The 15210-nt window shown below is 65.7% G+C and carries 7 protein-coding genes; 3 read left to right on the plus strand and 4 right to left on the minus strand.

The window, feature by feature from the left end:
- Position 1 precedes the first annotated feature (1 nt).
- On the plus strand, positions 2-1156 hold the full coding sequence (gene nagA, locus LL962_RS12790; RefSeq protein WP_228317163.1) for an N-acetylglucosamine-6-phosphate deacetylase: 1155 nt from the start codon (positions 2-4) through the stop codon (positions 1154-1156).
- A gap of 680 nt (positions 1157-1836) precedes the next feature.
- Positions 1837-4455 carry a TonB-dependent receptor gene (locus LL962_RS12795; RefSeq protein WP_441004870.1) on the plus strand — a complete coding sequence of 873 codons (2619 nt, stop codon included), beginning with the start codon at positions 1837-1839 and terminating at the stop codon, positions 4453-4455.
- A 74-nt stretch (positions 4456-4529) separates the two neighbouring features.
- On the opposite strand, the gene LL962_RS12800 is transcribed toward LL962_RS12795, so the two are convergent.
- Positions 4530-5762 (minus strand): multifunctional CCA addition/repair protein, encoded by a 1233-nt coding sequence (locus tag LL962_RS12800; RefSeq protein ID WP_228317164.1) that lies wholly within the window; start codon positions 5760-5762, stop codon positions 4530-4532.
- 646 nt (positions 5763-6408) lie between these two features.
- The gene (locus LL962_RS12805) at positions 6409-8382 is read right to left on the minus strand and encodes a transglycosylase SLT domain-containing protein (RefSeq protein ID WP_228317165.1); all 1974 of its coding nucleotides are present in this window, start codon (positions 8380-8382) and stop codon (positions 6409-6411) included.
- Positions 8383-8673: 291 nt separating this feature from the next.
- Here LL962_RS12805 and LL962_RS12810 point away from each other — a divergent pair, with 291 nt between their 5' ends.
- A complete protein-coding gene (locus LL962_RS12810) occupies positions 8674-11553 on the plus strand; it encodes a TonB-dependent receptor (RefSeq protein ID WP_228317166.1) in 2880 nt (959 codons plus the stop codon).
- 350 nt (positions 11554-11903) lie between these two features.
- On the opposite strand, the gene betA is transcribed toward LL962_RS12810, so the two are convergent.
- Together betA and betB are read right to left on the minus strand one after the other, a co-directional pair.
- Complete coding sequence (gene betA, locus LL962_RS12815) at positions 11904-13574, minus strand: choline dehydrogenase (protein ID WP_228317167.1); 1671 nt, start codon at positions 13572-13574, stop codon at positions 11904-11906.
- Between the two features lie 153 nt (positions 13575-13727).
- The gene (betB, locus tag LL962_RS12820; RefSeq protein ID WP_228317168.1) at positions 13728-15200 is read right to left on the minus strand and encodes a betaine-aldehyde dehydrogenase; all 1473 of its coding nucleotides are present in this window, start codon (positions 15198-15200) and stop codon (positions 13728-13730) included.
- Between the last annotated feature and the right edge of the window lie 10 nt (positions 15201-15210).

The raw sequence follows: 15210 nt of genomic DNA on the forward strand, positions 1-15210 counted from the left end.
CATGGATGCTTCCCCGATTCAGGCGCTGTGCAATGCGCGCGTATTGACCGACGATGGTCTGCAGGACGGTCTGGCCGTGTTGCTGGACGATGCGCAGATCCAGGCGGTCGTGCCGGCCGACGATGCACGCGTGGCGCAGGCGCACACGCGCGTGGATCTGGGCGGCGCCACCTTGCTGCCGGGTTTCATCGACATCCAGGTCAACGGCGGCGGCGGGGTGTTGTTCAACAACGCACGCGATCCGCAGGCGCTGGCCACGATCGCAGCGGCCCACCGCCGCTTCGGCACCACCGGCCTGCTGCCGACCCTGATCAGCGATACCGCGCAGGTGATGGCCGAAGCAATCGAGGCGACGCGGCAGGCCATCGCACAAGGCGTGCCCGGCGTGCTGGGCATCCATCTGGAAGGCCCCTACCTGAGTCCTGCACGCAAGGGCACGCACGATGCGCGCAAGTTTCGCCTGCCGGATGCGCACGAAATCGCGGTGGATACCTCGCTGGACAACGGCGTCACCCTGATCACGCTGGCGCCCGAGCGCGTGCCTCTGGACGATATCCGTGCCTTCGTCGCTGGCGGCGCGATCGTGTTCGCCGGGCATACCGCTGCGAGCTACGAACAGGCGCACGACGGCATCGCCGCCGGCGTATGCGGCTTCACGCATCTGTTCAACGCGATGTCGCAGCTGGCCGGGCGTGAGCCCAACGCCGTGGGCGCGGCGCTGGAAGATCCCAATGTGTGGTGCGGCGTCATCGTCGATGGCGTGCACGTGCATCCGGCCAGCCTGCGCGTGGCCCTGGTGGCCAAGCCGCGCGGCAAGCTGTTGCTGGTCACCGATGCCATGCCGATGGTCGGCAGCGACAGCCCCAGCTTCGATCTGTACGGCGAAACCATCACCGCCGTCGATGGCGTGGTACGCAATGCCGACGGCGCTCTGGCCGGCTCGGCGCTGGACATGGCCACCGCCGTGCGCAACAGCGTGCGCTGGCTGGGCGTGGACCTGGCCGAAGCCGCGCGCATGGCGTCCACGTATCCGGCGCAATGCATCGGCCTGGGCAAGCGCCTGGGCCGCATCGCGCCCGGCTATCAGGCCGATCTGGTGCTGGTGGATGACGACGTGCAGGTCTTGAACACCTGGGTGGCCGGGCAGCGCGACTGAGAGCAGCTGACGCAGGCAAGGTGTGCGCTGGGCATGGGGAACGGAAGGGACCTCGTGAAGAAGGGATTGTCTGCACCACGCGGCGAAACATTTCAGTGCGCAGCCTTACGGGGGCGACGTTTCAGGCGCAGTGCACCGCACACCTGTGTCAGTGAATGCGATCGCGATCACGTGGTCATTCCATTGTCGTCGTGCAGGACGGCGTTTTCCGCACAACGTGGATACGCGCTCGTTTCCGGGTTGACAGCCGCACTGGCGGAAGGCACCTTCGCTGATAACGTTGTCAACGAATAGGAAATCTCTTCCGTTCGATCACATCTCGCTGGCCGACCATGATCGGCCTTGCGTTTGGATCCGTGTACCGATGGGGTCATGCGGATCGTTGCTTGCGGTCTGGCACAGGGGGCGGATCGCAGCGTGGCGCGCAACGCGCGCGCCAGCGCAACCGGACGGTTGCGACCTGACGTCTTTGCCACGAGGTCAATGCAATGCTTCCCTGCCTGCTACCGCTGTCTGTCTCTGCAAACTCCATCCTTTGCGCTGCATCCGGTCACCTCTGTGCCGCGACACAGCGCGCCCCTGCACGGCGCTCGCCGGGCAACGTTGTCGCCAGCACGGTACAGCCATGCAATGCCCGGTCGGGCGAGGTCGCGTGGCGGCGCTCGCCACGACACGCCCGCTTGAGCGCGGCGGTGCGCACGCTGCTGCTCGGTGGCGCTGCCCTGACTGGCGCGGCGGCGTTTCCGGCACTTGCGCAACAGTCGCCGGCATCCTCCGCCGCCCAGCAACCGCCCGTTTCCGCATCCACGCAGCAACAGCCGCCGACCAATCCATCGGTGTCCACGCTGGACGAAATCAAGGTCGTTGGCTACCAGGCCAGCCTGGGCAAGGCGCTCAACGTCAAGCGCAATGCCGATGCGATCGTGGATGCGATCAGTGCCGAAGACATCGGCAAGTTCCCCGATACCAATGTGGCCGAATCGTTGTCGCGCCTGTCCGGCATTACCGTGGATCGCCAATTCGGTGAAGGCGAGAAGGTCAGCATCCTGGGAACCGATCCGGCGCTCAACCGCGTGCTGCTCAACGGCCAGACCATTGCCTCCACCAGCTGGGGCGGCGATCCCAACGACCCGGATAGCCGCTCGTTCAACTACAGCACCCTGGCACCGGAAGTGGTGGGGCTGATGGAGGTCTACAAGACCCCCGAAGCGCGCATCGACGAAGGTTCGATCGGCGGCACCGTGATCGTGCACACGCGCAAGCCGCTGGAGCTCGATCGCAATACGCTCACCGGGACAGTGAGCTACGGGTACAACGATCGCTCCGACGAGGGCAAGCCGAACGCCTCCGCGCTCTACAGCTGGAAGAACCAGGACGAAACCTTCGGCGTGCTGACCTCGGTGATGCATTCGCAGCGTGTGCTGCGCCGCGAAGGTGTGGAGATCTTCGGTTACGACGATGTCGCCGGTGCTGCGTTTCCGCCTGCGGTGGTCGGTAACAACACCGGCGTGTTTCCCACCTCGATCAACACCGCGCTATTCCAGCAGACACGCAAACGCGATGGCATCAGCGCCGCATTGCAGTGGAAGCCCGATGCCGACTTCGAGCTCAACCTGACCGGTCTGTACGTCACCGAGAACTTCGACAACTACAACCAGAGCCGCTACGGCTACTGGGGATCCAATCCAGGCGATGCGCAGGCGCTGGGCTTCGAGAACGGCGTAGCCACCTCGGGCACCTTCGGCGATCGGTCCACCACCTTCCTGGATGGCTACCTGCGCAACAGCGATGTCAGCACCGGCAGCATCCATCTGCGCGCCGACTGGCATGGCGATGGCTGGAACGCCTCCAGCCAGGTCGGGTACACCAGCTCGCAGGGCGGTGCCGAGCGCATCTACGGCATCCAGTTCCGCAACCTGGCCGGCTACAGCTACACCATCGACGGGCGCCGCACCGCGATGGACTACAGCACCGATCCCACCAATACGGCGGCGATGCAGCTCAACAACGTCTCCGCCAGCCACAGCCCGCAGTACGACAAGGAGCGTTACCTGCAACTGGACTTCGATCACGCAGTGGAGTGGGGGCCGTTCACCCAGATCCTCACCGGCATCAAGCTCACCAACCATGCCACCGGGCAGTCGTCCTACAGCCGCACCTGGGCGCCGAACGACGGCAGCACGCTGGCGGATTTCTCGCCAGGCATCACTCCGTCCGGGTACCTGGATGGCTTGTCCACCAGCGCCGACATGCAACGCTGGGCCACCATCGGCCGTGGCGCGATCGGCCGCTACATCGGTGGCCTGGAAGGCGATGCGGGCCTGCCGATCAGCTACGCCGGCAACTACAGCATCGAGGAACAGAACCGCGCCTGGTTCCTGCAGGGCAACTTCTCCGGCGAGCGCTATCGCGGCAACATCGGCGTGCGCTACGTGCATACGCGTGATTCCACCGATGGCTTCAGCTATGCGCCGGGCGGCAGCTACACGCCGGTCAACTTTCTCAGCAGCTACGGCAAGTGGTTGCCGGCCTTCAATATCGCCTATGACCTGCGCGACGACCTGATGCTGCGGTTTGCCGCGTCCAAGGTCATCGCGCGGCCGCGCTACACCAATATGACCCCGTACGTGGCCACCGACGACACCACTTTGACCGCTTCCACCGGCAACCCCGGCCTGAGTCCGTACGAGTCCACCAACCTGGGCGCATCGCTGGAATGGTACTTCGCCGACAGCAGCCTGCTCAGCGCCGAATTCTTCTCGCGCGACATTTCCAACTACATCCTCACCACCGTGCAGGACCGGGTGTTCTTCAACAACGCCACCGGTGGATCGAGCACCTACCAGACCTCGGTGCCCACCAATGCCGGCGATGCCAAGGTGCAGGGCGTGGCGCTCAACCTGCAGCACAACTTCGGCAACGGCTTCGGCGTGGTGGCCAACTACACCTATTCCGACGCCAACACCGATGGCGACTATAGCCTGCCGTACAACTCGCGCAACGCCTACAACATCAGCCCGTACTACGAGCAGGGCAAGTGGAGTGCGCGGGTGAACCTGGGCTGGCGCTCGGAGTACTTCACCCAGATCGGCCGGCTCAACGGCCAGCAGATGACCGACGCCTTCACCCAGGTCGACGCTTCGTTCGGCTACCAGGCCACCGAGCGGCTGCGGGTGGCGCTGGAAGCCACCAATCTGCTGGACGAAACCTACTTCAGCTACATCGGCAACAAGAACCAGCCGTACTACCTCTACAAGAACGGCCGTTCCTTCATGCTGAGCCTGAATTTCAAGCTGTGAATGGGCCGGGCGGCTGCGCACTGCAGCCGCTGCAGTGTGCAGCGTGTACGCCGGCTCACTGCGCCTGGCCCGCGCTACCCATCACGGCTGCGCAGGGCCGCAATCGCGGCAACACGCGCCTTGGCCAATGCATCGCCGATCTGCGGCCCCTGCAATCCGGTCGCCGCCAGATCGCGTGCATTGATGGCGAGCGCGGCGGCATGCAGTCGCCTGAGCTGTTCGCCCTGGGGATAGGCGGCGTCTTCGCTGCCCAAACGTCCACGCTTGTCGGCCTCGCAGACCAGCGCCAGTTGGGCGATGCGCTCGGGCCGACGAAAACCGTCGCAGCGCACCAGTAATTCATGAACGGTGCTGTTGCGCAGTTCGGGCAGGCGATGCACGTTGAGATGCTCGCGGCAGGCGGTGATGGCAAGCTGGCGGTAGTCCTGCGGCACCTTGAGCCGTTCGCAGAGCGCCTGCAACGGCGCGACGCCGCGCTGCTCGTGCATGAGGTGGCGCGGCCATTGCTCTGGCGGCGTCAATGCCTTGCCCAGGTCGTGAGTCAACGCAGCGAAGCCGATCAGCGCATCGCCCGGTGCCAGGCGTGCGGCCATGTCGCTGACCATCTCCTGGTGGATGCCGGTGTCGACCTCCGGATGGAATTCCGCACGTTGCGGCACGCCGTACAGCGCATCGATTTCCGGCAGGATCACGCGCAGCGCATCGGTGTCGTGCAGCGTGTGCAGGAAGGCCGATGGTTGCGCGCAGGTCAACGCGCGGCGCAGTTCCTGCCAGACCCGTTCCGGCACCAGGCTGTCCAACTCGTCACTGGCTGCCATCTGGCGCATCAATGCCGCGGTCTCCGGTGCCAGCGTGAAGCCGAGTGCGGCAAAACGCGCCATGAAGCGTGCTGCACGCAGCACGCGCACCGGATCTTCGATAAATGCCGGCCCCACATGCCGCAGCACGCGCGCCTGCAGATCGCGCGCACCGCCATACGGGTCCACCAACGCACCGCTGTCCTCGTCGCGGGCAATCGCATTGATGGTGAAATCGCGGCGCAGCAGGTCTTCTTCCAGCGTTACCGAGGGATCGGCGTCCACCACGAAGCCGCGATAGCCGCGGCCGGACTTGCGCTCGGTGCGCGCCAGTGCATATTCCTCGCCGCTGCGTGGGTGCAGGAATACCGGGAAATCCTTGCCCACCGGTTTGAATCCCTGCGCCTGCATCTGCGCCTGATCGGCACCGACCACCACCCAGTCGCGGTCGCCGGCCGGCAGGCCGAGCAAGGCATCGCGGACGGCGCCGCCAACGAGATAGATCTTCATCCGCACATGATGCCCGATGCGCTGCGCGCGTCGTAGGGCGACTGATCCACGGCTTGGCTGCAGGGCCCTTGCCCGCCCACCATCGCAGGACACGCCGCAAGTACGTCCCTGTAGGCTCTTACGCGGCATCCATGCCGCGTAAGGTCCCGCGACGGTGAGCGGGCAAGGACCAGTCGGGATGGTCGGTGTGCGTGGTCAAGAGCTATGCGTGTTTCGTATTGTTGGCTACTGATGCGCCGGTTCAACGTCCAATGCACGTCGCCGACAGACAGCTTTTCACGCGGCCACCGACCAACATCCTGGTGCGGTGCCCTTGCCGGCTGCGGGACCGTGTGGCGGCACGGATGCCGCCACCGAGCCTTCAGGGACGGATTCACGGCGTGTCCCGCAAGCGGTGAGGGCATCGCGCCCCTCGACGACCCGAGCCTTCGATGCACCGAACAACGCAACGACGGAAAATCTTGATTGGCCTCAGAGCCTCAGAGCCTCAGAGCCTGAAGCCTCAAAGCCCGAAGCTTAGGAGAGAACGAAAGGCAAGTACCAGAGCGGCATCGCCTAGCTTGCGCCCCAGGCCAAGACAACCACGCGCAACCGCGCAAGCACGATCACCTCATCCGGCCGCAATGCTCGGCGGCTGATTGGGAGCTTAGTCCTGCGCCGCGTTATTGGTCGCCTGGCCTGGCGTGCACACCGGCTTCTGGCGCTTGTCCACCAGCTTGCCCATCAAGCGGTCGCTCAGCGGCAGCATGTCGCCGTTGAGTCGCCAGTCGTAGATCACGCTGAAGGCCAGCACGCGCGCGACATAGTCGCGCGTTTCCTTGTAGCTGATGGTTTCGATCCAGAAATCCGGGTCGAAGTTCGGCCGTTGCGACTGCCAGCGGCCGGTCGGGCCCGGCCCGGCGTTGTAAGCGGCAATGGTGAGATACGGCAGCCCGTAGGTGTTGAGCAACTGACGCAGGTAGGCGGTGCCGATGGCGATATTGGTCTCCGGCTCGTACAGGCTGGCCGCACCCGCGTAACCGGGAAGGGCGATGCCCTTGGCCACGGCCGCACCGGTGCCCGGCAACACCTGCATCAGGCCCATCGCGTTGGCCGGCGAGCGCGCGCGCGGGTTGAAGATGCTTTCGGCGCGAATCTCCGCCGCCACCCAGGCCGGATCGATCGCATTCCTGGCAGCCTCGCGGCGGATGCTGTCGTCGTGGTGCAGCGGGAAGCGCAGCGCATACAGGCGCTGTTCGTCCGGTTGCTTGCCGAGCGCGAACACCGCGCGGTCGAACCAGCCGTTGTCGCTGGCCACTTCCACTGCCAGGCGACGCTGGGTGTCGTCGAAACGGCTGGCGGCATCGTTCCATTCGGCCACCGCCCAACCGGGGCGATCGATCTGGAACAACGCAATCGCACGGGTCAATGCCGGGTCACGCGCCACTGCAGCCTTGGCCTGCGGGCTGTCCTTGGGCTCCCACGGGCAGATCCGGTACGGCTGGCGCAGGCGGTCGGCGGCGAGGAAGCCATGGAAGGTGGGTGACTGCGCGGCGGCGCGGTACAGCGGTTGTGCGGCTGCGGCCGAGCCGGTCTTCTCGGTCAGGCGCGCTTCGAAATATTGCCAGCGCGAATCGGCGCGCTGGGTGGCCGGCATCTTGCGGATTGCGGCCAGCGCCGCCGGCCAGTCGCCGCGCGCCATTGCCTCGCGCGCCCGCCATTCGTGCAGGCGCTCGTCGTAAGCGGCGTCGGGTACCGCGTTGAGCCGCCGTGCCGAATCCGGCAGGTACGAGGCCACCGTCCACAGCGCGATCTGATACAGCACCTGCCCGCGTTGCGCCTCGCTGAAATCCAGGGCACCAGCGAACTGCGGCAGTTGTTGTTCGGCCACGTCCGGGTCGCTCTTGGCCAGCTTGGCCAGCCCATCGACAGCGATGCGGCGGCTGCGCTCGCTCTTGGGCCAGCCCAGTGCACGCGGGTGGACCTTGTCGAGAAACGCGGCGTAGTCGTTGGCCAGCGCCAGATCGGCGGCCGGCAGACCGCGTGCGGCGGTGCGCATGATCGCAGGCTGCTGCGCATCGGCGGCCGCCTCCACGCGCTCCCAACGCAGCGCAGGCGTCAGCTCGCCGCGCGATTCCAGGGTTGCGAGCACCGGGTCGCAGGCATCGGGCAAGGCCTTGCCGTTGCGCCACAGGGTGAGCGCGTCGCGGCTCCACTGCGCATCCAGCTTGCCGGTTGCCTGCCGCGCGGTCAGCTGCGCGCAGCGCAGGCCGATGTTGTCGGTGGTCTTCCAGTTGGCCAGCAGGGCATTCCAGTCCTGCCGACGCGCCAGCGCCGGCAGCCAGACGCTGCGGAAGCTCTCCGCCACCGGCTGGCCGGCGTAACGTTGCAGGAAACCCTGCGCCTGCGCGTTGGATACGTTGTCGATACCGCGCTTGAGCGTGGCGAACTCCAGCCAGCCATACAACGGATGGCGGCTCAGGGCGGTGAGCTGTGCGGGATCGGACTGGCCGCGCTCGGCGGCGGCGAGCGCATCGCGCATCGCGCTCAATTGCGGGTCGAGATCCTGCGCGTGCAGGGCGGTGCCGCACAGGCACAGCACGCCGGCGACGAGAGAAGCGAAACGGGGGGCGGAGGTCATCGCGCGATGATACCGAAGCAGGGCTGAGCGCCCGGGTGAACGTGCGATGGTGGCGGCAGCGCATGCGTTGCACGGCAGAGCTGCAATCGATCATAGGCTGCGCTCGGATGGGCGGATCCATGCGGCCTGCGCCCCTCAATACGGCGGGGATACCCCGACCATGACTGCGACGCGCATCGCAGTGCTGCATCGCCCGATTGCGGAGCGTTAAGGTTTCATTTAAAACTCGGGGCGGACCGCAGGGCACGGGGGCGTGCGGACACTTACCAAATCCTTCCGGAGAGAGAAAGGATGAAGCGTCTGATTTGCCCAACGCGGTCGCGCCTGGCCGTGCAGTTGTCGCTGTGCCTGATTCCCACACTCGTCTGGGCGCAGCAGCCCGAAGCCGCGCCGGCCACGCGTACGCTCGACAGCGTGCAGGTCACCGGTACCCGCATCAAGACCGCCGAGTTGCAAGGGCAGGTGCCGATCCAGACGCTCAATCGCGCCGACATCGAGCGCACCGGCCTGACCTCGATCGGCGAAGTGCTGCAGGAGCTCACTGCGTCCGGCTCGGCGCTCAATGCCAAATTCAATTCCTCCGGCAACTTCGGCTTTCCGCCCGATGGCGGCGGCGTGGGCGCGGGCTCGGCGCAGGTGGATCTGCGCCATCTCGGCTCCAAGCGTGTGCTGGTGCTGGTCGATGGCATCCGTTGGGTCAATGAATCCTCCGCCTCGGGCGTGGGCTCCTCGACCGACCTCAACACCATCCCGCTGGCCATCGTCGAGCGCATCGAAGTGCTCGAAGACGGCGCTTCCTCGCTGTACGGTTCCGATGCGATCGCCGGCGTGGTCAACATCATCACCCGGCGCAGCTTCGACGGTGCGCAGGTCACGCTCAACTACGGCCAGTACGGCAAGGGCGACGGTGCCAACCAGGGCGTGGACCTGGCCTGGGGCACCAGCGGCGAGGACTTCAGCCTGTTCCTCGGCGCCAGCTACGTGAAGCAGGATCCGATCTACGCGCGCGACCGCGCGCAATCGCGCTTCCCGATTCCCGGCACCGGGCTGACGTTCGGTAGTTCGGCGACGCCGGACGGACGCTTCCAGTTCGTCGACCCCACCACCGGCGTCCGCCAGAACCTCACCCCAAATGCCGGCGTGGGTACGCCCCGCTACGACGGCAGCGCCGGCTGTACGCGCAGCGACGACTACCATTGCTTCGGTACCGCCGACCGTTACAACTTCGCCGAACAGAACCTGCTGCTGACACCGTCCGAGCGCAAGGGCGTGTTCGCGCAGTTCCGCTACTACTTCACCGACGATGTGCAGTGGTACGTCAAGGCCCTGGGCAACCGGCGCGAATCGACCAATCAGGCCGCACCGGAACCGATCTTCCTCGGCCCCGACGCCGGCACCGGCAATCCGCTGGCCGACAACATCCGGATTTCGGCGCTCAATCCCTTCAATCCGTTCGGCTTTGATCTGGACTCGGCCACCAATCTGATCCAGATCGGCCGACGCCCGGTGGAAGGCGGGCCGCGCCGCTACGAGCAGCAGGTGGACACGCAGTATGTCGGCACCGGGCTGGTGGGCAGCTTCGAAGGCGGCGCGCGCACCTGGTACTGGGATGTCAACGGCATGTACAGCAAGAACAAGGCCGAACAGACCAACTACGGCAGTTACAACATCTACAACATCAATCTGGCGCTGGGCGATCCGGCCGCCTGCGCGGCGGTGGCCGGCTGCGTGCCGCTGGACATCTTCAGCGGCGCCGGCAGCATCACGCCGGACATGCTGCGCTGGATCCAGCCGGTGGTGCGCGACCGCAGCCAGAACGAACTGAGCCTGTTCACCGCCAACCTCAGCAGCGAGCTGTTCCAGCTGCCCGGCGGCGCCGTCTCGTTCGCCACCGGCTACGAATACCGCAAGTACGAAGGCTCCTATCAACCCGATCCGCTCACCGTGGCCGGGCGCTACAACGGCGTGCCGTCGTTGCCGACGGCCGGCAGTTACGACGTCAACGAAGCGTATCTTGAACTCAATATCCCGATCTTCGCCAACTCTTCGTTGGGCGACAAGCTGGATCTGAACATCGCCGGACGCTATTCGGACTATTCCACCTTCGGCGGCGAGTTCACCCCCAAGTACGGCCTGCGCTGGCAGGTGACCGACGAGCTGGTGCTGCGCACCAGCTACGCCGAAGGTTTCCGTGCACCGACCATCGGCGAGCTGTTCGGCTCGGCGGCACGCGCCGACCTGCAATTGTCCGATCCGTGTTCGATCGGCCTGGGCGGCACTGCGCCACGGGGCAGCGCCGCCAACTGCGCTGCGCTCGGCGTGCCGGGTGGGTACCAGCAGGCCAACCAGCAGATCTCGGTCACCACCGGTGGCAACGAGCAGCTGGATCCGGAGCGCTCGCGCAGCTTCAGCGCCGGCTTCGTCTTCAGCCCGGGTTTCGCCAGCAATGCCAGCTGGTCGGATCGGCTGGACATGGAGGTGACGTTCTATCGCCACCACGTGGATGGCGCGATCCAGGCGATCAATGCGCAGACGCAACTGGACCTGTGCGTGGACACGCTGGATGCGTTGTACTGCGACGGCATCGGGCGCGCGTCCACCGGCGGCATCAATACCTTCAACAACCGCCTGACCAACCTGGGCTCGATCAAGACCGACGGTTGGGACGTGGACCTGTTCTGGACCCTGCCGGAAAGCGCATTGGGCCGTTTCAAGCTCTCCTGGCAGAACACCTTCGTGGGTCGCTACGAAGCCTTGGGCGCAGCAGGGCAGCGGCAACCGCAGGGGCCGGGCGTCGAAGTGGTGGACAGCGCCATTCCCGAGTGGACCAGCAACGCAGTGCTGGACTGGTCGCTGGGCAACTGGACCGCATCGTGGACGGCTCGCCACATTTCCAAGCTCACCGAGCGCTGCGGCGATGCCGTCGAGTTCGCGGTGTGTTCCAACCCGACCGAAGGCACCAATCGGCTGGATGCGATCACCTACCACGATGCACAGGTGGGCTACCGCATCGACTGGCTCAAGGGCCTGCAGCTCACCGCCGGGTTGAACAACGTGTTCGACAAGGATCCGCCGATCTGCCTGTCATGCTCGCTCAACGGCTATGACGCGTCCACCTACGACATTCCCGGTGGCCGCTTCTGGTATGCGCGGGTCGACTTGAAGTTCTAGTCCATCAGGTCGGGTCGGTCGTAAAGCGGAGAGAGGCTGATCTGCGGCTTGGCTGCACGGCCCTTGCCCGCCCACCCTCGCGGGACACGCCGCAAGTACGTCCGTGTAGGCTCTTACGCGGCATCCATGCCGCGTAAGGTCCCGCGACGGTGGGCGGGCAAGGACCAGTCGAGTTAGTCGGTGTGCATGGCTGCAAGCACCGCATGACGTGCGTTTTTCGGTAATGGCGCATTCGATTAACTCCGCAACGCAACGAGATCGGAAAAACGGGCTTTCAGCAAACAACCTGCAAACTTTCTGGTGAGGGCAGCGCGCACCCGACCCAGGGTGGCGCACCGCGTTTTCTAGCATCACCCGCGCACAGGCGCATCGCCCGCCACGTAGTAATCCGCCGTGCTGCCCGGCAGCGGCGTGCGGCCGCGCATGCGGTCGGCGATCTTCTCGGCGATCATGATGGTGGTGGCGTTGAGGTTGCCGGTGATGATGCGCGGCATGATCGAGGCATCGATCACGCGCAAACCCTCCATGCCGTGCACACGGCCTTGTCCATCCACCACGGCCATGTCGTCGGTGCCCATCGCGCAGGAGCAAGATGGGTGATAGGCGGTTTCTGCGCGCGAACGCACGAACGCGTCCAGCTCGGCATCGGTCTTGCAATCGGCGCTGGGGCTGATTTCGCGGCCGCGGTATTGATCGAGCGCGGGCTGGGCGATGATCTCGCGGGTGATGCGGATCGCGTCGCGGAACTCCTGCCAATCCTGATCGGTGGACTGGTAGTTGAACAGGATGGAGGGATGCTGGCGCGGATCGCGCGACCTGGCATGCACGCGTCCACGGCTGGGCGTGCGCATCGAGCCCACGTGCGCCTGGAACCCGTGCTCCTTCACCGCATTGCTGCCGTTGTAATTGATCGCCACCGGCAGGAAGTGGTACTGGATGTTGGGCCAGTCGAACTCTTCGCGCGTGCGGATGAAGCCACCGGCCTCGAACTGGTTGCTGGCGCCGATGCCGGTACCCGCGAACAACCACTGCGCACCGATGGCCGGCTGGTTCCACCACTGCAGCGCCGGATACAGCGATACCGGCTTGGTGCAGGCGTACTGGATGTAGACCTCGAGGTGATCCTGCAGGTTCTGGCCGACGCCGGGCAGGTCGTGTACCAATTGCACGTCCAGTGCGCGTAGCAGATCTGGCGCACCCACGCCGGAGCGTTGCAACAGTTGCGGCGAGGCGATCGCACCGGCGCACACCAGTACTTCGCGACGCGCATGTGCATCGATGCCTTCGCTGCTGTTGCCCACCAGGTAGTGCACGCCGATGGCGCGCTTGCCTGCGAACAGGATGCGGTCGGTGGTGGCATGGGTGACGATATGCAGGCCATCGCGCGGCCTGGCCATGTCCAGATAGCCGCGCGCGGTGCTGGCGCGGCGCCCGCGTGGCGTCACCGTGCGGTCCATCGGACCGAAGCCTTCCTGCTGGTAGCCGTTGAGATCGTCGGTGCGCGGATAACCCGCCTGCACCCCAGCCTCGACCATGGCATGGAACAACACATTGTTGTCGTTGTTCGGCGTGGCCACGCTGACCGGACCATCGCCGCCGTGGTAGTCGTTGGCACCAATGTCGCGTGTCTCCGCCTTGCGGAAATACGGCAGCACATCGCGGTAGCTCCAGTCCTCCAGACCGGGACGCTTGGCCCAATGGTCGAAGTCCAAGGCGTTGCCGCGGATGTAGCACATGCCATTGATCAGCGACGAGCCGCCCAGGCCTTTGCCGCGCCCGCACTCCATGCGCCGGTTGTCCATGTAAGGTTCCGGCTCGGTTTCGTAGGCCCAGTTGTAGCGGCGGCCCTGCAATGGAAAGGCCAATGCTGCCGGCATCTGCGTACGGAAATCCAGCCGGTAATCCGGCCCGCCCGCCTCCAGCAGGAGGACGGTCACGCCCGGATCCTCGGTCAGGCGCGCGGCCAGCACGTTGCCTGCCGAGCCGGCGCCGATGATGATGTAGTCGTATTCGCGTTGCATGCTGTTCTCCTGATGCGATGGCAGTACGTGGCGGTCCTGGCGCGTGGCGGATGCGGAAGGCGTCGTCATCGAGGCAATGGCCGCGCGCCTGTGCGTGGCTCGTTGTCTTGCCTGGTCGCGCGCGTGCCGCTCGCTGGCGCCGCCGGGCTGTCGTCAGAACACCGACGCGTAGCGTTCCAGTTCGATCTGGACCGATTTGGTGCGTGTGTAGGCCTGCAGCGTGGCCAGCCCGTTCTCGCGGCCCACGCCCGATTGCTTGTAGCCTCCCACCGGCATCGGTGCTGGCGATTCGCCCCAGGTGTTGACCCAGCAGATGCCCGCTTCCAGGCGATGGATCAGCCGGTGTGCACGCGCCAGATCCGGCGTGACCACGCCGGCTGCCAGCCCGTAGGTGGTGGCATTGGCGCGCATCACCGCCTCGTCTTCTTCATCGTAGGCGAGCAGGCTCAGGACCGGCCCGAAGATCTCTTCGCGCACGATCGTCATCACATCGGTGCAGTCGCTGAAGATGGTCGGCGCCACGTAACATCCGTGCGCCAGCGCGCCATCGCGCAGTCGCTCGCCACCGCACAGCAGACGTGCGCCTTCGGCCTTGCCCTGTTCGATATGCTCCAGCACCCGTTGCATGTGTGCCGCGCTGACCATCGGGCCAAAGGTGGTGCGCGGATCGAGCGGATCGCCGATATGGATGCGCTGCACGCGTGCGAGCAGCCGTGCCTCCAACGCGCTGCGCAGCGCGCGCGGCACGAACACGCGGGTGCCGTTGGTGCAGACCTGCCCGGAGCTGTAGAAATTGGCCATCATCGCGATGTCTGCGGCCAGATCCAGGTCGGCATCGGCGCAGACGATCAAGGGCGACTTGCCGCCCAACTCCATGGTGACTTCCTTCAGCGACGAACTCGACGCGCTGGCCATCACCTTGCGGCCGGTGGCGGTGCCGCCGGTGAAGCTGATCTTCTCGATCTGCGGATGTTCGGTCAGCGCGGTCCCCACACTGGCACCATCGCCAGGCAGCACATTGAACACGCCATCGGGCAGGCCGGCTTCGGTGAACAGTTCGGCGAGCTTCAACGCGGTGAGCGGGGTCACCTCGCTGGGCTTGAAGATCATGGCGTTGCCTGCGGCCAGCGCCGGCGCCGCCTTCCACAGTGCGATCTGGATCGGATAGTTCCACGCGCCGATCGCGCCCACCACGCCCAGCGGCTCGTGTCGCGTATAGAAGAAGCTGCCTTCGCGCAGCGGCACCTGCGCGCCCTGTAACGCCTGCGCCACGCCTGCGTAGTACTCCAGCACGTCTGCGCCGGTCACCACGTCCACGCTGCGGGTTTCGCTCACCGGCTTGCCGGTGTTGAGCGTCTCCAGCTCGGCCAGGGCATCGTTGCGTTCGCGCAGCAAGGCCACCGCGCGCAGCAGGATGCGCGAGCGTTCCACCGTCGTCAGCGCAGCCCAGCGCTGCTGTCCGGCCTTGGCGCTATCCACTGCCGCCTCCAGGTCATCGGCGCCGGCGTTGTGCACATTGGCCAGCACCTCGCTGGTCGCGGGGTTGATCACCTCGAAGGTGTGGCCGCCGCGGGCGGGAACATAACGGCCGCCGATGTAGAGCAGCTGGTCGGGGAAACGTGGCATGACAAACCTC

Source organism: Xanthomonas sp. NCPPB 1067, assembly GCF_020783795.1.
In the GTDB taxonomy this organism is placed as follows: Bacteria; Pseudomonadota; Gammaproteobacteria; order Xanthomonadales; family Xanthomonadaceae; genus Xanthomonas; species Xanthomonas melonis.